Source organism: Acholeplasma sp. ORD1043 (assembly GCF_057808485.1).
This window is the reverse complement of sequence record NZ_JAQLOJ010000013.1, coordinates 25,445-49,937: the sequence shown is the minus strand read 5'-3', so window position 1 is coordinate 49,937 and position 24,493 is coordinate 25,445. Positions and strand designations below refer to the sequence as shown.

The 24,493-nt window shown below is 30.7% G+C and carries 17 protein-coding genes and 1 pseudogene; 14 read left to right on the top strand and 4 right to left on the bottom strand.

Going from position 1 to position 24,493, the window contains the following annotated elements; genetic code table 11:
- The first annotated feature begins 34 nt into the window (after positions 1 to 34).
- The 12 genes and pseudogenes from PG914_RS05740 (at position 35) to PG914_RS05685 (ending at position 13,443) form a co-directional block, all read left to right on the top strand.
- Complete coding sequence (locus PG914_RS05740; protein WP_488822756.1) at positions 35 to 904, top strand: IS3 family transposase; 870 nt, start codon at positions 35 to 37, stop codon at positions 902 to 904.
- A gap of 790 nt (positions 905 to 1,694) precedes the next feature.
- On the top strand, positions 1,695 to 2,339 hold the full coding sequence (locus PG914_RS05735; protein WP_488822755.1) for an InlB B-repeat-containing protein: 645 nt from the start codon (positions 1,695 to 1,697) through the stop codon (positions 2,337 to 2,339).
- 1,225 nt (positions 2,340 to 3,564) lie between these two features.
- On the top strand, positions 3,565 to 4,041 hold the full coding sequence (locus tag PG914_RS05730) for an RNA polymerase sigma factor (RefSeq protein WP_488822754.1): 477 nt from the start codon (positions 3,565 to 3,567) through the stop codon (positions 4,039 to 4,041).
- Positions 4,038 to 4,805 (top strand): hypothetical protein, encoded by a 768-nt coding sequence (locus PG914_RS05725; RefSeq protein WP_488822753.1) that lies wholly within the window; start codon positions 4,038 to 4,040, stop codon positions 4,803 to 4,805. Before PG914_RS05730 ends, PG914_RS05725 begins: the two co-directional genes overlap by 4 nt.
- 218 nt (positions 4,806 to 5,023) lie before the next feature.
- Positions 5,024 to 6,313: a hypothetical protein gene (locus PG914_RS05720; RefSeq protein ID WP_488822752.1), complete on the top strand. Its 1,290-nt coding sequence runs from the start codon at positions 5,024 to 5,026 to the stop codon at positions 6,311 to 6,313.
- Between the two features lie 368 nt (positions 6,314 to 6,681).
- The gene (locus PG914_RS05715) at positions 6,682 to 7,368 is read left to right on the top strand and encodes an InlB B-repeat-containing protein (protein ID WP_488822751.1); all 687 of its coding nucleotides are present in this window, start codon (positions 6,682 to 6,684) and stop codon (positions 7,366 to 7,368) included.
- 420 nt (positions 7,369 to 7,788) lie between these two features.
- Positions 7,789 to 8,004 carry a heavy-metal-associated domain-containing protein gene (locus PG914_RS05710; RefSeq protein WP_488822750.1) on the top strand — a complete coding sequence of 72 codons (216 nt, stop codon included), beginning with the start codon at positions 7,789 to 7,791 and terminating at the stop codon, positions 8,002 to 8,004.
- 110 nt (positions 8,005 to 8,114) lie between these two features.
- Entirely contained in the window at positions 8,115 to 9,845 is a 1,731-nt protein-coding gene (locus PG914_RS05705) for a heavy metal translocating P-type ATPase (protein WP_488822749.1), read from the top strand.
- Between the two features lie 7 nt (positions 9,846 to 9,852).
- Positions 9,853 to 10,536: a Crp/Fnr family transcriptional regulator gene (locus tag PG914_RS05700; protein WP_488822748.1), complete on the top strand. Its 684-nt coding sequence runs from the start codon at positions 9,853 to 9,855 to the stop codon at positions 10,534 to 10,536.
- Between the two features lie 17 nt (positions 10,537 to 10,553).
- Positions 10,554 to 10,709: pseudogene (locus PG914_RS05695) on the top strand (dihydrofolate reductase family protein); the annotation flags it as partial.
- Positions 10,710 to 11,109: 400 nt separating this feature from the next.
- Positions 11,110 to 11,385: a hypothetical protein gene (locus PG914_RS05690; RefSeq protein ID WP_488822747.1), complete on the top strand. Its 276-nt coding sequence runs from the start codon at positions 11,110 to 11,112 to the stop codon at positions 11,383 to 11,385.
- An 846-nt stretch (positions 11,386 to 12,231) separates the two neighbouring features.
- Positions 12,232 to 13,443 carry an L-serine ammonia-lyase gene (locus PG914_RS05685; protein ID WP_488822746.1) on the top strand — a complete coding sequence of 404 codons (1,212 nt, stop codon included), beginning with the start codon at positions 12,232 to 12,234 and terminating at the stop codon, positions 13,441 to 13,443.
- Positions 13,444 to 13,499: 56 nt separating this feature from the next.
- On the opposite strand, the gene PG914_RS05680 is transcribed toward PG914_RS05685, so the two are convergent.
- The 4 genes from PG914_RS05680 to PG914_RS05665 form a co-directional block, all read right to left on the bottom strand.
- Positions 13,500 to 16,115, bottom strand: coding sequence for a glycoside hydrolase family 10-like protein (locus tag PG914_RS05680; RefSeq protein WP_488822745.1), 2,616 nt, complete (start codon positions 16,113 to 16,115; stop codon positions 13,500 to 13,502).
- 11 nt (positions 16,116 to 16,126) lie between these two features.
- Positions 16,127 to 17,233, bottom strand: coding sequence for a S24/S26 family peptidase (locus PG914_RS05675; protein ID WP_488822744.1), 1,107 nt, complete (start codon positions 17,231 to 17,233; stop codon positions 16,127 to 16,129).
- Between the two features lie 122 nt (positions 17,234 to 17,355).
- On the bottom strand, positions 17,356 to 19,347 hold the full coding sequence (locus PG914_RS05670) for an InlB B-repeat-containing protein (protein WP_488822743.1): 1,992 nt from the start codon (positions 19,345 to 19,347) through the stop codon (positions 17,356 to 17,358).
- A gap of 308 nt (positions 19,348 to 19,655) precedes the next feature.
- The gene (locus PG914_RS05665; RefSeq protein ID WP_488822742.1) at positions 19,656 to 20,393 is read right to left on the bottom strand and encodes a hypothetical protein; all 738 of its coding nucleotides are present in this window, start codon (positions 20,391 to 20,393) and stop codon (positions 19,656 to 19,658) included.
- Between the two features lie 177 nt (positions 20,394 to 20,570).
- On the opposite strand from PG914_RS05665, the gene PG914_RS05660 reads away from it, so the two are divergent.
- Both PG914_RS05660 and PG914_RS05655 read left to right on the top strand, forming a co-directional pair.
- A complete protein-coding gene (locus PG914_RS05660; protein WP_488822741.1) occupies positions 20,571 to 21,251 on the top strand; it encodes an MBL fold metallo-hydrolase in 681 nt (226 codons plus the stop codon).
- Positions 21,252 to 21,400: 149 nt separating this feature from the next.
- Complete coding sequence (locus tag PG914_RS05655; protein ID WP_488822740.1) at positions 21,401 to 24,493, top strand: glycoside hydrolase family 3 protein; 3,093 nt, start codon at positions 21,401 to 21,403, stop codon at positions 24,491 to 24,493.

Genomic DNA, 24,493 nt, shown 5'->3' with positions numbered 1-24,493 from the left:
TAAAAAAAAACAACTTCTAAATTGTGAGTATAGTTTGATCCATAAGTTCAGAGTTAAATACTATATAAACGACTTGTGTGAATATATCGGAATTAGTAGGAGTGGATATTATAGATGGTTAATGAGAATAGATATTAAAACACCAAAACAAGAAACAAAAGAAACACTCAAACAGCTCATTAATAATTACCATACTATCCATCCTGAAAAAGGGTATAGAGCAGTTAGAAAAGATATATTCAATGATACAGGATGGATAGTATCAAGTTACTTAATGTATCAGTGTTTTAGAGAAATGGGCATCTATTCTAAAGCGCGTAGAAGAGCGTTTAGAAGACCAAAAGGTGTATCGGATAAGTTTCCAAATGTCATAGGTGGAAATTGGCAAACAAGAAGACCATTTGAGAAAGTATGTACAGATACAACCATAATTATACATCAGAAAAAGAAATATGATTTAAATCTTCACATCGATGTTTTTAATAATGAGATTGTAGGATATGACCTAGCTAATTATCATCATGGTAATGGTGTGATGAATCATTTAAGAAGTTTAGAAGATTTCTTACGCATCAAAGAACAAAGGGGATATGGTGAACACCATACCATCCTACATAGTGATCAAGGTAGAGTTTATTCATCCGTTAAGTTTGAGAAGACACATCAAACATATCCAATCACCAGATCAATGAGTCGAGCAGGAACGCCTACAGATAATCCAGTCATTGAATCACTTATTGGATGGATCAAAGGTGATTTGAAACACTATCTAAAATTACATGACTTTGTTGATATCAAAAAAGCTATAGAAATCTATGTAGATTATTTTAATCATCATAGAGTAGCTTATCGATTAGATTACTTAACACCAGTTGAATATCGAACTATAAAAGGCTTTAATTAAAAAAGCCACACATCTAGAAAATGATGTATGATAAAATATAAGTATCAAGGATATAATAATATCACTTTTTATTTCTCAAAGGTGGTACCTATGTGTCCTAGAAAATCATAGCAGTGCAGAGGATTTTGAATCATGGTTTATAAATGCTATAAATGGTTTAGGGTCTTCTTCAGGAGAATTAAACATTCCTGCAGAGCATAGACCTGATCTGAGTAGGGAATATAATTATTTAGTTTTACAAGGAATGAATGGAATTCGCTATTCGTATTTCTATTTGCTATTCTATCCAGAAACGATGACAGTTATCATCTGTAGTGAAATATCTCAGTATCAACATCAAACAAAGATAGGTCCATAAAAAGGAGTAATCTAATCAGCATTGTGCAAGAAATGTTAAAGTTTTAGATTTGCATTATCACACGATTTTAAAAAAGATGAAATCCACCTTACTTGACTAAGACTGAGATTATACAGCAAGTTAACGTGATACTTTATAAAATTTTATATATAAGATTCTACGATATGATAGAATAATCTTAAAGAAAGATGGTCAATTAAAGTCATATTATGTAAGCTCTCAAGAAGATACTATTGTATTTTGTGTTTAAGAATTGTTTTCCTTTTATTTTTGCAGATGATTGAAGACAATAATGAGTAATAATAGTATTAATATGCTTACGATACCGGGAGATAGGTTTTAATTTTAATAGGTTAATTATTTATTAAGATAAAGTTTACATTAAAGCGAGGATGAGTAATGAAAAAGATAGTTAGCGCAATAATGTTTTGCATGTTTCTAGGTTTGTTAACAGGATGTGGTCTCACAACAGATAATGATAAAGTCTATGATATCTTTTACTATAAAGAGGTTAATGGATATGCTGAAGTATATAAATTAACAGATGATGGATTGGAACGAACATTCATTGATTTTCCAACAGAAATAAATGGATTACCGGTCAAACTCGGATCAGTAGTCAGTTTATTCTTTACTGATAGTCATAAAAGTATTGAAAGCGAAAAGCTAGAAGTCATCATTGTCAGACGGGGTATAAAGATTTTATTGGGTGCATTTTCAAAATCACCTAATTTAAAATATGTCATTTTGCTAGATGATGAAAAAATTGATATAGAAGGTTCATTTGAACTAGATGCTGAAGTTATTGTTGTTGAATCATTACTTGAGATATATCAGAAAAGTCATCCGGTTTACTTCACTGCTTCGAAAGCAGCATTCTATGATGGTAATGAACTTTATTTTCTAAGTTATGATGATGAAGATCACGTTAAAGAACCAGAACCACCAACAAAAGAAGGATATACTTTTATAGGTTGGTCACAAACCAGCAGTGCTGATAACTTATATGATTTTACTAAACCCGCACCGAGAAGTAAATCCATTACATTATATGCCGTGTGGACGAATAATGAATGAAATCAATACAGTCCTTCAATATTTGAGGAGGTAACTATACATAATTGACTTAAATAGACCTGATAATACTATCAAGTCTTTTTTTTGCGTTTGAATTCAGAGAATAAAGTCAAATTTGATTATTCTACCTTTACATAATAATCAATTGAAAAACTATAGAGTATTATTATTTATTGATTTTGACACCGTGTTATTATGATGCGTTTATAGAATTTCATATCATATACTAGTGGTATATGTTAAAATATTAATAAAGATTACGATCATATAATTTTTATTATTACTATTATTATGTAGGGGCATAATGAAAAAAACAATTTTTGTTTGGATGTACATGTGATTTTATCATTGTTAAGCGATTTTTATAGAGGTGCTAAAATAGCTGTCAAGGGTGCTAATTTTCATTGAATTAGGTAGCATCACACTTGTTATGAATAAAATTATGGGGTACGATTTTTTTGAAGGGGTACGAAAATGCATCAAAATAGTCGCCCTAACACATTAGACAATGAAATAGTTTCCAAATCTTGGATAAAAGGTATAATAATACCTTCAATCTAAAGAGAAGGGGACTTTTTTTTATGAGAATCACACAAGCGTTAAAATTAAAGGATAAATAGTTTAGATTGCATTCAACTCTATTTAAAATTATTGAATATCGTAATTTATTTGGATATGAACTCTTTAGCGAAGTTAAGAAGATGAATCGGACTTATCACAAATTATCAATACATTATTGAATATTATTTATATATTGCATAGACCATTTACAGAGAAGAGTTATGATAATTTTTTAATGGATATTGATTTTAGTATTTTGTCAGACCAAAAAGAGCTTTAATCACTATCAACGCAATCACTGAAATGTTAGGAACGGTTGGTGGTAAACAATAGAATAACAACTTTAGATGATGATTCCACTTTTCATGTAACAGCATACATTATTTTTAATCTGACACATCTAGGAATATTAATTACTGATACTAAATATTTTGATATTTATATAAAACTTATTGAACTGGAGACTAAAGTGATAAACAGAGTTGAAGATACTAGGTATGATACTCAAATAGATATAGATTTATTCTTAAGTTAATATGGACTCTTTATTAAGATATAATCAGATTTATCAAAATAGTATGATAAAATGACGTAAATAATGAAAAGTTGTCACAAAAATCTCTCCTTGATTGTTTTATAGGTGAAGAAAGGTGAAAATGGATAAATGAACGAGAACATTTTTAGGGAAAAGTATCATAAGTATAAGCAGATGATCTTTAATATATGCTATTCATATTTGAAAATGCATGATGATGCAGAAGATGTAATGCAAGATTCATTCATCAGTTTTTATCATCTCAATAAATCATTTATAAATGATGATCAAGAAAAGTATTACTTAATTAGGATGACAATAAACAATTGTAAAAACATGATTAAGAAAAATAAGCATATTTATCATTTTAAAGATGACGAAGTGAACAATCTTAAATCATCGAACATTATTGAAGAATCAAATATTATAGATATAATTAGTTTCCTAGACAATAAATTCAAGGAAGTTATCATTTTAAAATATGCAGAAGCATTGTCCAATAAAGAAATTGCTAGTGCACTAAAAATTTCAGAAGAGAATGTTAGAAAGCGACTCGAAAGAGCAATTAAAACACTTAAAAATAAGTGGGAGGTAACTATCAAATGACAATCGAACAGAAATTAATGAATTTTAATAAAGAGATTCCATTAGTTTCAGACTATATGGAGCAAAGAATTCTAGAGAAAATTGGAGAATTAACACCAAATAAAATGAAATATCCCAAACTAAAATTGAGATATGCTTCATTGATAGTTGTATTTATTTCAATACTATCAGTTGGTGTAGTATTACTATTAAATAATGGTGGAACAGCAACTGGGGGTTTATCAGCTGGCTATAAAGTTGGTGGTGGAGCTCCAGAACTCTTTCCAGGCTATGTTGGTTTAAAGATGGAAAAGACAGAATATGAATTGAGCACTCCAGTTCTAGTTACTTTCAACTATGGACATCTATATAGTAATAACGAAGAACCTGAGATTTTGAACCATAAAATTACGGTTTATGTTGCAAATTATTTCACAGTAAACCCAGATTATACTCCTCAGCACCTATTTTCTCAATACGAAATGTACTTTCCTAATAGAAGTTTTTTAGATGAAGAAAATGAAATCTTAAATCCCAGACCATTAGCGTGGGGATCGACAATCGAATATCAAAAGGAGTTTAGTTTAGATATTGATTTTAAAGATATTCCTTTAGATAGGGGAGTGATTGCAATTGAAATTAGACGTACAATTGTTGAAACAGATGATCTACTAGGTGATTACGAAATAGAAGAGATTGACGTTTCATTTTTATTCTTCCTAAAAGAAGATGACACAATCAAGTTTGATTGGAGACAAATGCCTTATTGGTGGGAAATAGATTAAGCAAAAGATTATAATGAGTATTTTACATAATAATCAAATTTAACTGCGTTTTAAGATCTTTCTTCTAGAAAGTGAGTGTGGTTTATATGAGGGTTTAATATAAATAATATGATTACATTAAGGGACTTTGATTTAGTCAAAGTATAAGTGTAAGTTTCATAATGTTAGGAGATTTATATGGTTTACATGATTTTTGGCCGTCAAATCATAGCGCTGATATGAATTTAATCGATACTGAAGGAAAAAACATAGGTAGTATGTTAGCATGGGTAGAGGGATTTGGATCTTATTACTCCGTAGTTTCACAGCTAAGATATGGAACGGGATATGTTGGCGTTAGAAATGCAGGTGATAGTGCCTGTATGACTAGAAACATAGAAACTCACGGTAGTTATTTATATGGCGAAGGAAACGAGTGGGTAGTATCTAGATTATTATATGATTTGATGGATGATAGTCCATCAGAAACACGAGATTCTGTATACTATGGAGAAATAGGATTATTTAATAAGGTTAGGGATGCCGTTCCATTCTTTCCACCAATACTATGGAACCTGTCAGATTTTATACAAACTTTAGGAATTGATGAAAGTGATGAATCTCTAGGAAAATTGTTATCATACTATAATATTGCTGCTCAACCAATAAGTCCTGCAAACAATTCGACTGCAACTTTCTATCGACCAACATTGACATGGGATAATTATAACGGAAGTACTAACCATCCAAATAACCAATTCACTGTATATGTTAAAAACTCTGATGGAACGACTATATTTTCTCAAAATGTTGGAAATACTACAAGTTACACATTATCTACTACACAATGGCAATCCATCTTAAATTCAAACGCTGCTTCAATAAAGTGGAACGTTAAAGCAGAACAAACAGACTCACCTCATACTGGTCCATATTTTTCTGAAACATTCGTTTTAAATCTACCTACAGTAACAACTGTTTATGCTGGATCATCAACTTCAACTTTATACATTAAAGGTACGAGTTATTTGCATTGGTTTAAGTTCACTGCACCATCAAGTGGTCACTATACATTTAATACAACTGGAACAACTGATACATATGGTGACGTATTTAATAACATTGTGGCAGGTGAAAGCACCACTGGAAGAATAGCATATGATAATGATTCTGGCGTTGATACTAATTTTAGTATAACAATGTCATTAATGAACGGTCAAACTATTTATATCAGAGTAAAAGGATATTATTGGGAATCAACTGGTCCATTTGTATTTCATGTTTCTCCTAACCCACATGTTCACTCTTATACACATCATTATGTTAAATATAATAATCTAAAACATCGTTCTTATTGTTCAGATGGAGCATATATCTTAGAAAATCACGATTGGATTATGATACCTTATGATGATGGAGTTAATCAGGGACTCCGACAGTATTGTCCGGATTGTGGTGCAACTGGATTGATAATGTTAATGAGCAGGGGAGTAGTTAATCATATAATAGAAACAGAGCAGTCTCATTAAGGTAGTTTTTACTCAACACAAATACCCACAAACAGTTATTTTCAAGACTCCGCTTCGTTAAACCGCTTTTATAGGGTGCTAAAAAATAATGATGTGGTGCTAATTTTTTTCAATATAGGTAGCATCACACATATTGAATGCATAGGTTTGATACATTATCAGACCTTTCTTTTTTAGATTCACTTGGCTGCTTTAAAAAGAGCCAAATAAATCATCTAGCTATGCTATAATTAGGTAATAAACCTAAGTGTTAAATGATTTAGTTATAGTCTAAGTAGATTTTACTAGCAATTACTAATGATGTATAAATTTTCATGTAACACATCACTTAAAATACTATAAGATAATATTATAATGGGGGAATTAAAATGAAGAAAATCATAATTTGTTGTTTTTCGGTATTAATTATTGTTATTTCAGGTTGTACTCCTAAGGAAAATCTATTGGAGTCTGAGTTATTTTTTTATACAATTTATGATGAAAAAGCTACAATTATGGGGTTAACAGAAGCTGGACAATCATTAGAAACACTCATCATACCCATTGAGATAGACGGTTATAGGGTTACTGGCATAGGTAAAGAACCATCATTTATGTCAACTGGAGGAGGAAGTTTAAGTAGTAAAACAATAAAACGATTATACATACTTGGTAATATCTATATCTTTAGATATGCCTTGTCATTAGAAAACATTGAATACATTTTTAGTAATTATTATTTGCATGTATCATCACTTTATACAGGATATGACAGTAAATATATTGATATATTTTATCCTAGCTACGTTAAAACCGATTTAGATTTTTTAAATCGAGCTAATGTTCACTATTATTTCAATTTATTTGAGGATTCAAGTGAAGACTTATATTTGATTGATCACTATGAAAATCAACTTATTGAATTTATCCCTAATAACCCTAAAATTAGTAATAAAACATTTTTGGGTTGGTACAAAGATAAAGATGGTTTAATCCCATGGGATTTTACAAATGATATAGTAGTTTATAATGAAGAGGAACCTATATTAAACCTTTATGCCAAGTTTTCATGGTGAAAAATACCTTTTTAGTGCCAATCTATCTATCATATAAACTGTTAAATAAGACACATTCTTATGTTGACATTTATAGTTTCTATCGGTTTAATCATTGAATAAATTAAGAAACACAGATAATTGCTATTTACAGCCTCAGATGTTTTATAGGGGTGTTAAAATAATGATGTAGCGCTAATTTGTATTAAAATAAGTAGTATCACACATATAACAATGAACTGACTCCAAAAAGTTAGAGAGAAGGTATAGTCATAATACCTAATCTTGAGCAAAGGAGTCTTTTTTGTATATAAAGCAAACTAAACTAGTTTTTTTAATTTTTATTATTTTTAACCTTAACTACTCAACAAAATCTTGATTTAGGTCAAGGTTTTTATTTTTTAATATAGATATACTATAGGTAGAAAGGGTGAATAAAAAATGAAAAAAACGATGATACAATTAGAAACATTAACATGTCCATCATGTATTAGAAGAATTGAGGGAACTATGGGTAAACAAAAAGGTGTTAGTAGTGTTGAAGTGAAATTTAACGAATCAAAAGTAGAAATTCTCTATGATCCATCCATCACATCATCAGATGATTTAGGTCATACAATTTCTAATCTTGGATATAAAATACTCGAGATCAAATGAAATATCTAACGTGGACTAAAAAACATGTATATATCTTGAGTTTGTCCATCTTGTTCCTGATTTCAATCGTCTTCAACAAATTCGAGCAATCATTGATAGCGATTGCCTTAATGAGTGTACTGACGATACTTGCAGGATATCACATATTTAAGAAAGCTTTTATGGATTTATGGTATAAAATGATTGGTATTGACTTACTCGTAACCATTGCGGTTGTTGCTGCTTTTATAATTGGTGATTACTTTGAAGCAGCAGCAGTCACTTACCTGTTTACATTAGGACATATCTTGGAAAAATCAGCACTAGAGAAAACGAGAAGTTCATTAAAGAAATTATTAGATTTAAAACCGAGTGAAGCAAGAAGACTTCTTGATCATCAAGAAGAAATCGTTTCATTAGATTCTCTAAATATTGATGATATCTTGCTAGTTAAACCTGGTGAAAAAATACCTACAGATGGCATTATCATTGAAGGATCTGTCTTGATTGATGAGCAAATACTCACAGGTGAGTCCGTACCTGTTGAAAAAGGCATAGGGGATGCTATCTTAGGGTCCACATTGCTTCAAACAGGATACATGAAAATGAAAGTTTCTCATGTTGGAGAGGATACAACCTTAGCAAGAATGATTCATATGGTAGAAGAAGCTCAAGATAAAAAAGCTAAAACTCAAAAATTTATGGAAGTATTCTCAAGATATTACACACCACTGATTGTCATATTATCGATTGTGCTCTATTTTTTAACAAAAGATATCCGCTTAGCCATAACAGCGCTTGTTATTGCATGCCCTGGCGCATTAGTAATCGCTACTCCTGTGTCATTTGTTGCAGGTATTGGTCACGCTGCAAAGAAAGGTATCTTGTTTAAAGGTGGCGATTCGATTGAAAGATTAGCGAAGGGTAATCTATTATTTTTTGACAAAACGGGAACGTTAACTCAAGGAAAACCTGAACTGAAAAAGATTTACACCTTTGATTATGATGAAAATGAACTGCTTAGAATAGCATCGATTGGTGAATCATATAGTGAACATCCCTTAGCATCAGCTATCATTGATGAAGCAAGAAGAAGATCTTTAACAACTCATGATCTACCAAAGGAATCGGAACTCATCATTGGAAAAGGCGTCAAATTCAAGTATAATAACATTAGGTACATGATCGGTAACAATAAAATACTTGAATTTCCATTAAAGAATGAAGTCGCATCAACAATTGATGCATTTGAAGATATGGGCTATACTACATTAATCATGGCAGATCCACAAAGAGTTTTAGGTTTGTTTGCGATTGCTGATGGATTAAGAAATCATGCCAAGAAGGTTATCTCAGAAGTAAGATCATTAGGTATTAAAGATATTATCATGCTAACAGGCGATCAAGATCGTGTTGCTAAGCAAGTTTCAGATGAAGTCGGCATTAAGACATACCATGCAAAACTGTTACCCGAAGATAAAGCAAATATCGTAAAAAGTTATCAAGAACATCATCAAACCATTTTCGTTGGCGATGGCATCAATGATGCGTTAGCTCTTTCATATGCTACTGCATCTGTTGCAATTGGTGGTGTGGGAAAAGACTTGGCGATGGAAACTGCAGATGTAGTGTTGATGAGTGAAGATTTATCTAAATTATCAACTGCGATTAAAATCAGTAAAAAGGTTAAAATCAATATGTTTCAAAATATCATCTTTGCTTTAGTTATCGTTTCCTTTTTAATGATTGGTGTTTTATTTAAAAAAGTCACCATGTCAATGGGGATGTTAGTTCATGAATTATCAGTGCTTGTTGTGATTCTTAATGCAATACGATTATTAAAACATAAATCTAAGAAGTGAGGTTACCATGAGAAAAGATTTAGAGCCTAGCAACTGCATCAAGGCAGTCCCTATTTTCAAAAATTTATCAGTGGATGAACTCGATAAAATCATTATGATTTCAAAACACAAAAGATTAGAAAAAGGGGATTTCATCTATCAATCAGGGGATGTGCTGAATAGTTTATATGTGATCCATCAAGGTAAAGTTAAAGTTACTAGATATTCAGATGATGGTAAAGAACAAGTGATTAGGATATTATCTCATGGTGATTTTTTAGGTGAACTTGTATTATTTAAAGAAAATTCAGTTTCAACATATGCTGAAGCGATTGAACCCACGGTAGTTTGTTTGGTAGAAAATAGCAGTTTAAAAGAATTAATGGGTCAAAGTCCTGCATTAAGTATTAAGATGATGAATGAGTTATTAAGTAGACTCGATCGTGCTGAATCGATGATTGAACAAAGCAATCTTTATTCTGCAGATGCAAAGGTTGCAAGATTGCTTTTAGATCTTCAAATGCATGATTTAGTTTATTTTAAAACAACAAAGATAAATCTGTCCTCACAACTAGGGATTACACCAGAAACATTCAGTCGAAGACTTAAGAAATTTGAAGAATTAGGATATATTAAAATTATTAATAATAAAACGATTAAGATATTATCTAAAAATAAACTTGAATTGATTATTAATCCAGATTTAATTTAGTTGTGAGGAGGGTTGTCATGGGTATCTATTTCTATGGATGTATGACACTAGATGGCTATTTAGCTGATAAAAAACATAATCTCGAATGGCTTCATGAATCGGGTTCAATAGAAGAAACGAGTTTTGAATCATTTTATCAATCGATGAATATCACAGTGATGGGTAAAACATTTAATCTTTCTAGGGTTTTTCTTATGTTTGCATGATTTTTTATCAGTAGTTTTATAATAAAACTGTCCAAAAAAATAAATGCTTTTTACTAAGCTATAGTTTTGGGGTGTGCAAATTCATGCAGGGGTGCGTAATTGTATTAAAATAGGTTACACAACCCATATTGAATGCATAGGTTTGATACAATATCAGACCTTTTTTATTTGGTAATAAAAAAGATTCTAATTATCAGTTTAATAAAACTGTGTACTAAAATTAGTTTATGATGATGTGCAAGAAACTATTCGTTTTTATAGTTAAGGTGTGTATATAAATTAGAAAATAATTTGAATATCACGATATGATGGCTATAAATTATTGTGTTATAATGACTGTATATTTACGACTATTTTGGGGTAGTATATGCAAAGATTAATTATGCTTATATTTTTAATTTTAAGTTTGCTTACAATGATTGCTTTTACTGTAACATTAGATTCAGTATTTATAGCTTTTGGCATATCATTTGATTGGAATAATTTTGTAGAGTCACTAAAAACCGTTAATAATTTTAGAGCGTGGATGGCTGTATTTACGTTGATACTTGCACCATTCTTTAGAGTTTATGGTATACCACTTATTATTTTTCTAATAAGTTTCAATGGACTTTTTCAGGTAAAAAGAAGTCATTTAAGATGAAAAAAACATAACCAATTTAATCATTCCGATAGGTTTCATATAATTAAAGAATTAAGGTTTTTACAATAAAAAGATCAAACAACTTAGTTAATAAAAAACTTTATTGTTGGAAACGGATACTAAATGGAAGATTTAATACTTTTTATATTACAGTTATTTTTTGAGGTTTTTGGTGAACTTATTTTAACATTGATTGCTAAAGTATTCGGTTATTTCTTCAAAAAAATAAATTCCAATGTTATATTGAGAAGACGATTGAAATTTATTCTAACTTATATTTTTATTGCTTTTGTTATAACATTAATTGTAATATCAATGATTAACAGCACTAGATTCTTAGTTATTATCTCACTTTCATACCTTTTATTCCAAACAGTTATGTCACTTCTAGAGATTATTAATGTACATTGTGAAAGAAATTTTGGTATTAAGACAATTAAATATTTGAAAAAGATAAGTCATTATGCATATCCAATATTAATCATCATATTTACATCAATATATTTATCTAGTGTTTCATTAAAAACCAGTGTGATAGTTTTATCGAGTATCTGTTTAGTAGTGTTTTTATTTATTGATATCTTTAGAATATGGAGATATCAAAAGCATAAAAATAAATGATATTTAATTTACTATTGTCTAAACTTAATTTCAATTAACATATTGTAATTTGTATGATAAACCTAAGTAAATTATGTCTAGAGAAATTGCACTAAAAAATTTGATTTCACATTAAATTCAAAAATAAAAATAAGGTCTGTCAATTTACTTGTTAGACCTTATTTTGTTTTATATAAAAACTGTTTTAAAAATGCTATAATATGCTTATGTAAAGAGGGTATAAATATGCTATCATTAAGATCACTTTATCAAATTGGACACGGTCCATCTTCATCACATACTATGGGTCCTGCAAAAGCAATGAAAATTATTAAAGATGAACATCCTGAAATCACACACTTTCGTGTGACTTTATATAATTCATTAGCCTTAACAGGTAAAGGACATTTAACTGAGGATGCAATGTTACAATCAGTAGCACCAAGAACAATTGAGTTTGCAACAAAAATAGATTTAGAAAAGTTTGCAAATACAATTGTTGTTTTTGGATATAATGGTGATAAATTGATTTCAACTGATGAGGTTAAATCTACAGGTGGTGGCAGAATTGTCTTTGTTGGTAGAGAATCAGAAGAAGTACAAGTTTACCCACATAAATCTTTTAATGAGATTAAGGCTTATTGTAAAGAACATAAATTAAGTTTATATGATTATGTATTAAAATTTGAAGGTGAAGGAATCGTTGATTTTCTAAAAGAAATTTGGGAAGCAATGAAAGCTGCTGTTGAACGAGGAATTAAAACAGATGGTGTACTTCCTGGACCATTGAAAGTTCAAAGAAAATCAAAGACACTTTTTGAAAAAGCAATGAAGAATGAACCTGCTGAAATCACTGAGAATCGCTTAGTAAGTGCTTATGCATTTGCAGTATCTGAAGAAAATGCAGCCGGCGGAATCATTGTTACGGCACCAACGTGTGGTGCTTGTGGTGTTTTACCTGCTGTCTTATATTATATGAGACATAAACATAAGTTTATTACGGATGAAAAAATCATTAAAGCATTAGCGGTTGCTGGATTATTCGGAAATTTAATCAAACATAATGCGTCTATTTCAGGTGCTGTTGCTGGCTGCCAAGCAGAAGTTGGTTCAGCATGTTCAATGGCTGCTGCAGCACATGCTACATTATTTAATTTATCACTTAATCAAGTTGAGTATGCTGCAGAGATTGCAATGGAACACCACTTAGGTTTAACATGTGATCCCATTAATGGATTTGTTCAAATTCCATGTATTGAACGAAACGCAGTTGCAGCACTTCGTGCGATTGATGCATGTGGTTTAGCATACTTTTTAAGTGATTCTAGAAAGATTTCATTTGATACTGTCATTGAAACGATGTACCAAACAGGGTTATCAATGCACACTGATTATAAGGAAACATCCATTGGTGGACTTAGTAAGCATTATAAAGGAACAGATGAAAACTGTTGGTAATTAGAATCAAATACCTAAAAAAACAAGCTTTTGACGGCTTGTTTTTTATTTAAGTTTTAGTTTTTTGGTGCTAATGTGTAATTATCAATGTCAATTAATATTGAATTACTGAATTGTGTAACTTCTTGGTAGAAACCAACTGAAGCTTCATTTGACTCAAGGAAGTTAATTGCTGTAAATCCATTTACTTCATGTGATCTATTAAAGAAGTTATAGATGCTAGAAGAAATATGGATCGCATTCCAGGTTTGGAAAGATTCAAATGTACCATCTCCTTTGATAGCATTCGCTTGTCTTGTTGTGTGAGTTGTTGAATCTATACTAATTAAATAATCTAATAACCAAATCCATTTTGAACGATATATTGAATCATTAAAGAATTTGTAGATATTTGAAGCTGATAAATTGTAGTTGGCACTATTACCATCTGTTAAGCCAACTTTCATTTGATTATGGAAATTTGTAATGCTTGCACTACTATTTAAAGTATTTCCAAACTTCGTATTCCAGTCTTTAATAAATTCGGCTTTAAGTTTTAATCTATCCACTTCATATATTGAACCAGATACACTGATACCATCAACAGTTATTTGAGTTACATTAAAGTTTGCTGCTAATGATGCAATAATCGCGGAAGTTGTTGATGAAACATTGCCTGATTTTTCCATATTTATGGCAACTTGTCCAATTGAACGTGTTGATGATGAATTACTTAAAACTTCAACACCATTTTTAACATAGTAAGCGTACGCGGTAATCTTAGTTGCATAACCAATCTCAGGAATACCTGTTAAGACAACACTGTATCGATTATCCTCATCTAAACCACCTACATTTACTTTAAATACTTGCTTACTATTTACGATAATTTTTCCAGAAACTGGATTGTTAATAGCATTTTGAAGATTTGCGAATGTTGTAGCACCATAAACTAGGTAGAAGCCTTTAGAATCAACTGTTTGACCTTCAGCAAGTTCTGCGTAGAATCTTAAACCTTGAGAAGCTTCAGCACTTTGATTTCTAATTGAGGCACCTTCTACGACTGAAATAATATCAGCAACAGTTGGTCCTAAGTGATTTGTTACAGATAATGCTCTAACACCATAGTTATAGTTATTTGAATTATCACCGGTTGCGAATGTTAAAGTAGGTTGGTCTTTGTCACGAACTACACCAATGATTTCAGAGTTTGAATATGTTAATGAACCATTTGAACGATATATATAATAAAATTTAGCGTTATCAACAGTATTAAATGTTAGTGTACCAGCATTATGAGAAATATAAGAGATACCATCTACTTGTACTGGATCTTCACTCTTTAATTCTGGAAGAATTGAATATTCATTCCAATGATGTGCTGCATTAGCTATTTGTTGTGCACTCTTTGCGGTTGGGTTATTTCTTTGGTTATAACCTAATCTTAAATATTGATAACTATAAACACTAATACCCTGAGTGTTTTCAAGTGTTTCTAAGAAATTAAATTGTTTATTTAAATCATACATGTCAGTTTTCCAAGTATATGTTTCGCTGGCTGAATCTGCCATATAAACTCCGATACCAGAATAAAGGTTAATATCTTTATACTTAACAACTTTATCCCACCAACCCATAACATTATAATAACCTGCAATTGGGTGACCGATTGCCCAATAACTTTGTGGCATCATGTAGTCAATCCAACCTTCATTGATCCATTTTAACGAATCAGCAAATAAATATGAAGAATAATGGGCTTGACCATTGGTGGCAGAACCAGTAGTTATTGCATTTCCATTAGCATCATATGTAACAACACCATTTCCGTTTTTATAAATACCAGTTGGTGCAATACCAAATTGAATATGTTTATTGTGAGTAGTGTTATAAGTTTTTATTCGATCGTGAATCATTTCAACCATTAAGTTTACTTGATGACGACGCCAGTCAGCTTTTGATGTTGCACTTGTTGTATTATAACCAGCACCGTAGGTAACAAAAGTTGCTTGGTCTGGCTCACTAAGAATTGTTGTATCACCTGAAGTTGCACCATTTGCACCTAAATTAATGTAGAAGTAGTCATCAAAGTGAATACCATCAACATCATATTGGGTAATGATTTCTTCAACTACGTCAGCGAAAAAACTTCTAACTGCTGGTAAACCAGGGTTTAAAATTGTAGCACCGTTATATGATAGTAAATTAGCTGTATTATTTTGAGGATTTGCAGATGGAATTGTACCAGACTTATATTGCATTAAGTCAGTAGAACCAGATGCAACACGATATGGGTTTAACCATGCATGTACTTCAATACCTCGATTATGAGCCTCTTCAATCAGCCAAGCCATTGGGTCAAATGTATTAAAGTTTACATTCGCAAACCAACTTGCTTTAGGACTTAATGTTGATTTATATAACGCATTATTATGTGATCTAAAATGAATAATAATTGTATTAAATTTATAGTATTCAAGGATTGGGAAAGTTTCATTTAAGAATTGATTTTTCCAAACGGATTCAGTGACATTGCCAGGAAGTTCTCCTACAAGTGGTGTCATCCAAACTGCACGTAGACTTTGGTCAATATCAGTTTCCATAATACTTTCTTCACCTACACTATAGGTTTGATCGATTGATACAAGAAATGAGATTGCTATAAGGAATAGACAAGCTGTAATTTTTTTCATTATGGACATATTCATAATTCCTTTCTTGTGAATATTTTGTTAACTTTTCTTTTTACTGCTCTTATGAATCTTGTTTTAACAATTTGATGGACATATTTTTGATACTCTTTATTTGTGCGATCAATGGTTATGCCATCCTTAATAAAGTTAGTAGCAACCCCAAGTATTTGATTTTTATGCACTTTTTCTAATTTGTACTGATTGTCACCAGTAATGTAATAATAATCTATTTTTTGTTTAATTATTCTATGAATAACTAACTTATCCTTACTCCTAAATAATACCACATCATAAAGATTTACATCTTTATTTTGTTCAATCATGACTTGATCTATGGATTCTTTTAGAAGCGGTAACATACTAGAACCTTTAATATTTGTAACAACAAAACCCTTAGTTTCAAGTGTGTATTCTAAGCCACTGATTAAACCTAAACCATGAAGTGATGTATAAACTGCATCTTTTGAAATATCAACATTTACTTGTTTGAATGGATGTGTAGCTTTCAATTTTTCATAAAGTAGAAGCACTTTATCCATTTTATCTTCTTCATAAGGTCTAACAGTTTCTCTTAAAAAATTCTTTAATGAATCTTTTGGATTTAAATCTATCATTTTATTTTTATCTGTTGCTCTTTGGATAAATACGATATTACCAAGTTTATACTTAGCGTTGACACCAGTATCGGTTTTACCAGTAAATGGTGTACCATATACCCAAAATTCATTATTTATAAATCTAATTGCTGGTTTATCATCATTCAAAATAAAAGCATTTAAGTACTTAACCCAAAGACTTGTATGGGTTGATTTTCCTGTACCTGAAGGTGCAGAGAATAAATATGCTTTATCCTTGTATATAACTGCTGATGCATGTAAGAGAATAGCATCAAACTCTATAAGTTTAGTATAGAAGTATGAACCATAAATGATGTACTCGCATTCACCAATTGATAGGTGAGTATTTTCATGGTGATATTTTTCTACATAAGTAGTTAAATCTGGAATACTAATATCAACATGAAAATGCTCACTTGATAAATAAGGTATTGATTGAGATTTGAGTGGTTCATATTGTGGATTCATTTGAATGATTAAATCTGCAATTTTATATAACATATTGTTCCTTTAGTTTGAGGGGAAAGGCGCTATAGATTTCTATAACGCCTTTTTGATTAAATAAGTTGTTACTTTAATTGATAGCGAGCATATAATGTGATGTTTGAGGTTAATTCAGTGATTTAAGTGATTTGATTTCCACCAACTGCTGCGTCAAACCATCCGACAAATTCATAATTTGGATGCCAAATTGAGAATGATGAAGATCCTAATAAAGTAAATGATTCATCAAAATCCATTTTAATTTCATGATATTCTGGAATGAATTTCCAGAAACTTTGATTTATATCGATAGATGTAAAATTCATAGTAATTGGGAAAGTTGTTCTATAAGTGTCATTCCAAAATGCCCATTGGTTATATCTCCATAAATTTTCTACTGGATCAGTAGTCACTGCAGCTTTGCTAGTATAATTTGTTAGGGTTGCAATATGACTCAAGTAATTTAAAAACCATCCCCATTTAATTCCGTATACTGAATCGCTGTATATAGTCCAAGGTTGACCGGCGTATGTTCCACTTGAAACTTGTCCATAAGTATTGAAGTTAGCTTTATTCTTGAAATTTGCTAATGTAGGTTTTTGTGCTAAATTATTTTGACCATAAAATGTCCAATAATCTGTCGCAAAATCATTCCATAGATCATCTTTAGTCTTTGTCCCTGTATAACCATAATCACCAAGGTTAAATGTCACACTATAAGTTTGAAGTTCTTCGAATTTAGCATGATAAACTTTGTTTCCAGTTGAACCAGTCATAATCTTAGTAATTGGTGATCCATCAAATGAAGGATTATCATACCAACCAAGGAATTGATAACCTTCTTTTATAGGTGTTGGTAATGTTATTTCTTGTGTAACTGTATATGTTGATGGATTCAATGATAATTGAATATCTTCATCAAAATAAGAAATTTGATATTGAATAGCTGAAGTATTTACTCTAATTGGATAAATTCCATTTAATGTATAGTTAGATCCAACATTGTAGTTTGTTCCATTGATTGTTAATGTTGATGCAACATAACCAGCCTTTACAACAGGAGTTGGTAAAGTTATTACAGTATTTTTAGGTAAAAGTTCTGTAACATCCTTCATTATTGAGTTGTTATATGTGATAACTTTGAATAATCTATCTTGAGTTGTGGTACTTGTTTCATAGTCAGCAAACTTTATTGTGGATGAGTCACTATTATTAAATTTATTATCTAAACAGAATAAATTATAGATTGAATGAATTAGCATATCGCCATAATATAAATTATCTGAAGTTAATGTTGGGTGAGTCCCACCATTTTTAATTGCAGTTGCTTGTTTAGCAGTATGGACTGAACCTGCTCCGATATCAATAAACAAATCTAATAACCATGACCATTTTGGACCATAGATAGGGTCACTGAAAAATTTTTGTAGATTCGTACCAGCAATCGAAGTATTAGATTGTCCACTGCCTGTTTTAGCATCTGGTGCGAACGTTAAATGATTTAAGTTAACATAAGATTTGCTGAATTTAGTGTTCCAATCTTTAATGAATTCGGTTCTGATTTTAACGATATCACCAGTATATAAACCTGTCACACCGTAATGACCATAATTATATTGTTCTATTGAGTGATAATTAGCATGAACGTAATCTAAAATAGCTTGAGTTTCAGGTGTTAGATTATTTGCTTGATGCATTTTTTGAGCAACTTTAGCAACTGATCTTACAACTGGTGCGCCAAAGTATTCTTCACCTTCAACCACTGCAAATGGAATTGCAGTAATATCTTGCATATATCCAACATTAGGAATTCCAGTTAATACAACACTGAATTGATTATTTTCATCAATACCATTAACTTCAGTTCTAAAGACTTGTTTACCTTCATGAACTAAATCATTTTCAATCGCAATTTCTAAATCTTCTAACGAAGCATCTCCGTATAGAAGATAAAAACCATGTGATTGAGCATCCACATCGATTAAGTTTGCATAGAAGCGTAAACCTTGTACACCTTGTGTACGAATACTTGCTCCATCAATACTTTCGATAGGTCCAACTGCATATGCGATAGATAAACTACCAACAAATGCCACCATGAGAAGTGCTACTAGTCCCCATATTTTTTTCATGTGGTACGCCCCTATCCGTTCCACCATGAATCAACATTCACAGATGTTGAATTAGCATGCACTTTTTCGTCGAACTCGATAACCTCGATTTCAGGCGAAACATAAAAACGCTTAAAAGAATTTTCCATAATAATCCTCCCTTTCTTATCTATATCATTATGAATATAAAAGCGTTTACATTTATATTTGATAATAGTATACAAGAGAAAGTTTGCTGTTCAAAGTGTTAAACTGTTAGGATTGTTGTATTTTCTGATTCTGAAAATAAGTTTCTGTAATTGAGGTAAAAAAACACCGATTTTCGGTGTTTAGTAAATGCCTGACCAGTTTGTATCATTGTAAATGATAGTAATAAAGTTTGGGTTGAATGAAATAGATTTAATAGAAATATTTTTTGTATTCACATTCAATGTAATGTTATTACTAAATCTATAACCCGTACTTTTGATTTCTATTCCGAGTTCAACAGTCTTGTAATCAGTTGTTAAATTGACATTTAAATATTCAGGAGCAGAAGTTACTATATAAGGTGATTTAGTGTAATCAATCGTTAACTCGATGGTATCGATAATGGTTATATTAAGAACTTTATCAATAATCTTTAATGCAAAAGCATCTGTATCATTTTTCTTATTTTCGAATAAATTAAATACCACTGTATCTGAATATAAAATCGTTTTTTCTTCGTTATCAAGTCTTACAAAGGATCTTGCATATAGATCGGTGTTGTACTCATCAGGATGTGGTACGACAGCAAGTATATTATCAAAGGTTAAAGCATAATAAGTAACTTTATAGATTGAATCTCTATCCACATGTAAATCAATTACTTCATCACTAAATTCAGCAATAATACCATATGATAAAACGTTCTCGTCATTAAATCTTTGATCCAAATGTTGAATAAGCTCAATTTGTTCTTTTTCGTTATTAACGATTATTTCAATTGATTGAGTATAGTTTGTAATGTCATCTTCTATAGGTGTACATGCGAAGAAGAGTAATGATAAACCTACTAGAAGTGATGTTTTTATTAAGTTTTTCATTTCTTAACCTCACATTGTATAAATCTATATAACTAGTATAACAAAATTGTATATAATTTAAACTTGATTACTCAATCATGGTATAACTTACAAATCTAATAGAAAAAGATATAATAAATGGTTTTGTTAGATATGTTATAATTTTCATGTAATTTAGATTCAAAGGGGATAAAATTTATGCAAAAAATTATTGAATTAAATTTGAGGTTTGGTCAAACTTTTATTCATCCAACTTTAATTGTTGATAATAAGCAATTGATTCTAGTTGATTGTGGACATAGTTATTCATTAAGTGATCTGATTAATAGTTTCAAGTTGAACAACTTAGACATTAAAAATCTAACGGCGTTAGTGTTAACACATCATGATCACGATCATATGGGAACAGCTAAAGAATTAAAAGAAATGATGCCTAATTTGAAAATATATGCATCAAAAATTGAAGCGCCATTTATCTCTAAAAAAGTAACACCTCCAAGACTTCGACAAGCTTATGATTCTTTAATTCATATGAATGATGATGAAAAGAAATTTGCGATGGGATTTATTAAGACTTTAGAATTATTAAAACCTGTAGAAGTGGATTATTTATTAGAAGAAAATAATATATTACCTTGGTTAGGTGGCATAAAGGTTTTATCAACTAAAGGTCATACACCAGGGCATATTTCATTATATATACCAAAACTAAATTCAGTAATCACTGGTGATGCAATGGTCTTAGAAGATGGCTTTCCAGAAATTGCTAACCCTCGTTTTACGTTGAATATGGATGATGCAAAACATTCTTTTGATATGTTATTAGGTTTAAAAGTTAAAACATATTACTGCTATCATGGCGGTAAATATAGTCGTTAAAATTTTAAAATATAAACGAAATAATTACGAAAATGCATTTTGTTTTGCGAAATGCATTTTTTTCAATGAAAACGTTTGCTATTATATAAAAATCACATATAATGGAGTTAGGAAATCGTTTTCGATAATTAATTTTGAGGTGTACGATTATGCAAAAAAACATGAATAAAATTATTCAACAAGACATGACACCACTTAAAGAACTTGCTAGTTTTTCTAAGCATGTAGCTAGTGAAGGTATTGTTTTATTAAAAAATAATAAAGTTCTACCATTGATTGGAAAGAAAATCGCAGTTTTTGGTCGTATTCAATTTAACTACTATAAATCTGGTACAGGTTCTGGTGGACTTGTAAATGTTCGACATGTACCTTCATTAATAGATGCTTTAATAGAGGATCCATGTATTGAAGTAAATATGGATGTTTATGAAGTATATAAGAAATGGACAGATGAATTTCCTTTTGATTCAGGTAATGGTCAATGGGCATCAGAACCATGGCATCAAAAAGAAATGCAAATCGATCGAAACATTGTAGAAAAAGCCGCTAAAAAGAGTGATATTGCAGTGGTTGTTTTTGGACGTACTGCAGGTGAAGATAAAGATAATCATCGTACAAAGGGAAGTTACTATTTAACTGATGATGAAAATCAGTTAATAAATGAAGTTACTAAATTTTTCAAAAAAACAGTCGTAATATTAAATGTTGGTAATCCTGTTGATTTATCTTTCATGGATACAAATAAAGTAGATGGTCTTGTAATGGCATGGCATGGTGGTCAATATGGTGCACTTGCCTTAAAGGATGTATTGGTTGGCTATAAAACACCATCAGGAAAACTGCCAATGAGTATCGTCAAAGATATTAAATTAGATCCGTCTGACAAAAACTTTGGTCATCACACTAAGGTTGTTTATGAAGAAGATATCTATGTGGGATATCGTTATTTTGAAACATTTGATAAAGATGCAGTGAGATTTCCATTTGGATATGGACTTTCATACACAAAATTCAATATTAAACCAATAAAGTTTGATGTAGTTGATGAACAAATTAATTTTGAAGTAAATGTTCAAAATATTGGGCAATTTATTGGTAGGGAAGTTGTACAAGTTTATATGGAGGCTCCTCAAGGAAAACTAGGTAAACCAAGAAGACAATTAGTTGGGTTTGTTAAAACTAAGGAACTTGCTCAACTTGAACAAACGAACGTTCAAATTTCAATAGATCTCTTTAAACTCGCAAGCTATGATGATTCTGATGCTATTTACAAATCAGCATGGGTTTTAGAAAAAGGTATTTATCATTTCTATATTGGTAATTCTGTAAGAGATAATAAACAATATGGAACGATTGAAATTACAGAAGATATCATCACTGAAATTTCAAGAGAACTTTCAGCTCCAAATGAACCATTTAAACGAATTAAACCAACTAAAGATTTCAAAGTATCCTATGAAGATGTACCTTTAAGAACCGTCCCTTATAATGAACAACTTAAAAAAGATACACCAAAAGCGTTAAAAACGAATGAAAAGAAATATACATTATTAGATGTGTACAATAAAAAAGTAAGTTTGGATGAATTTGTCGGTTCACTACCGGTTGATCAATTAATTGAATTGACACGTGGTGAAGGTATGTCATCACCTAAAGTAACTCCAGGTACTGCAGCAGCATTTGGTGGTGTTACAAACGACTTATTAGAACGAGGTATTCCGGTTGCTTGTGCTGCAGATGGTCCATCTGGTATTCGCATGGATTCTGGATTCTATGCTTCAAGTCTTCCAATTGGAATTTTATTGGCATCCACATTCGATCCAGAATTGGTTAAAACTTTGTACCAATTACTTGGTAAAGAAATGAAGAATTACAAAATTGATGTCATTCTAGGACCGGGAATGAATATTTTACGTCACCCATTAAATGGTCGTAATTTCGAATACTTCTCGGAAGACCCATTATTAACAGGTATCATGGGGGCATCTGTAGTAACTGGCCTTCAAAAAGAAGGTGTTACTGGTACATTAAAACACTTATTTGCTAATAACCAAGAAACAGACCGTTTCAATGTCAATGCGGTTATTTCAGAACGCGCTCAAAGAGAAATTTATTTAAAAGGATTTGAAATTGCGATTAAAGCAGGTAAAGCCAAAGCTATTATGACCTCATATAATCCAGTCAATGGATTATGGACTGCATCGTTATATGATGTTAACAAATTACTTGTTCATGACGAATGGGGATTTAAAGGTATTATCATGACTGACTGGTGGGCTAAAATGAATGATTTTGGCAAAGAAGGAGATAAAACCAATACAAAAGCTATGATTATAAGTCAAAATGATTTGTATATGGTTATTCAAGATGTTAAATTAAATTCAAATAATGATAATTCTAAAGAAGCATATTTAGCAGGTGAACTCAAACTTGCCCACTTACAAAAAGTAGCCAAAAATATTCTAAGTTATTTACTTACAACACCTGCATTTGCTAGAATGCATCATTTAGAATTTAAAAAAGAATTAAGAACGCCTAATCCTTGGTTTAATGCAACTGAAACAAAAATAGATTTACCATTATTAAAATCTATCAAAATTGATGGTAAAACTTATGATTTAAATGCATTAAATTTCCTACAAGAATTTGATCAAATAGTAAACTTTGAAAAAATAGAAAGTATAAATGGCAAGAAACGACTTGCAAATTATATTGAGTTTAACAAAGATAAATCATTTGGATTAGTCACTCTACAAAATATGTCGTCTAGTCATATTTATTACTTAAGAACTAAATCAAATAATTTTGTTTCAACTGACTTGATTGATTTAAACACTTTAGAAAATCAATCATTTGATAAAGTTGGTGAAAAAGTTTGGACACCAATTGTACTTAAACTCAATGAAGCAATTTACAACCCATCCTTTGTATCAAACGAAGATGGTGTATTAAGTATCAATCAAAAGGATGCAGTTATTTCATTCCCACTTCATTTTGAACAAAACGGAAAATACTTGGTCGATTTCTCATTATCAAGTAATGCATCAAACTTAGCACAATTACCATTCTCACTTTATGTTGATAATTCATATAAAACAACAATTACAGTCTCAGGAAGTAACGGTGAAAAGATTTGGGCCAGAGCTTCGATGTTGGTGGATGCTAAAAAGTCAGCACTTTCTATTAAGTTTAATAAATCTGATTTAAAGATTTATGAAATAAAAGTCATGAGGCACGGATAA

Excerpts from the sequence above, each read along its gene's own strand:
- PG914_RS05725 (WP_488822753.1), top strand. The coding sequence starts at position 4,038 with ATGACAATCGAACAGAAATTAATGAATTTTAATAAAGAGATTCCATTA.
- PG914_RS05660 (WP_488822741.1), top strand. The coding sequence starts at position 20,571 with ATGCAAAAAATTATTGAATTAAATTTGAGGTTTGGTCAAACTTTTATT.
- PG914_RS05705 (WP_488822749.1), top strand. The coding sequence starts at position 8,115 with ATGAGTGTACTGACGATACTTGCAGGATATCACATATTTAAGAAAGCT.
- PG914_RS05655 (WP_488822740.1), top strand. The coding sequence starts at position 21,401 with ATGCAAAAAAACATGAATAAAATTATTCAACAAGACATGACACCACTT.
- PG914_RS05670 (WP_488822743.1), bottom strand. The coding sequence starts at position 19,347 with ATGAAAAAAATATGGGGACTAGTAGCACTTCTCATGGTGGCATTTGTT.
- PG914_RS05665 (WP_488822742.1), bottom strand. The coding sequence starts at position 20,393 with ATGAAAAACTTAATAAAAACATCACTTCTAGTAGGTTTATCATTACTC.
- PG914_RS05675 (WP_488822744.1), bottom strand. The coding sequence starts at position 17,233 with ATGTTATATAAAATTGCAGATTTAATCATTCAAATGAATCCACAATAT.
- PG914_RS05690 (WP_488822747.1), top strand. The coding sequence starts at position 11,110 with ATGCAAAGATTAATTATGCTTATATTTTTAATTTTAAGTTTGCTTACA.
- PG914_RS05710 (WP_488822750.1), top strand. The coding sequence starts at position 7,789 with ATGAAAAAAACGATGATACAATTAGAAACATTAACATGTCCATCATGT.
- PG914_RS05730 (WP_488822754.1), top strand. The coding sequence starts at position 3,565 with ATGAACGAGAACATTTTTAGGGAAAAGTATCATAAGTATAAGCAGATG.
- PG914_RS05720 (WP_488822752.1), top strand. The coding sequence starts at position 5,024 with ATGAATTTAATCGATACTGAAGGAAAAAACATAGGTAGTATGTTAGCA.
- PG914_RS05700 (WP_488822748.1), top strand. The coding sequence starts at position 9,853 with ATGAGAAAAGATTTAGAGCCTAGCAACTGCATCAAGGCAGTCCCTATT.
- PG914_RS05680 (WP_488822745.1), bottom strand. The coding sequence starts at position 16,115 with ATGAAAAAAATTACAGCTTGTCTATTCCTTATAGCAATCTCATTTCTT.
- PG914_RS05715 (WP_488822751.1), top strand. The coding sequence starts at position 6,682 with ATGAAGAAAATCATAATTTGTTGTTTTTCGGTATTAATTATTGTTATT.
- PG914_RS05685 (WP_488822746.1), top strand. The coding sequence starts at position 12,232 with ATGCTATCATTAAGATCACTTTATCAAATTGGACACGGTCCATCTTCA.
- PG914_RS05735 (WP_488822755.1), top strand. The coding sequence starts at position 1,695 with ATGTTTCTAGGTTTGTTAACAGGATGTGGTCTCACAACAGATAATGAT.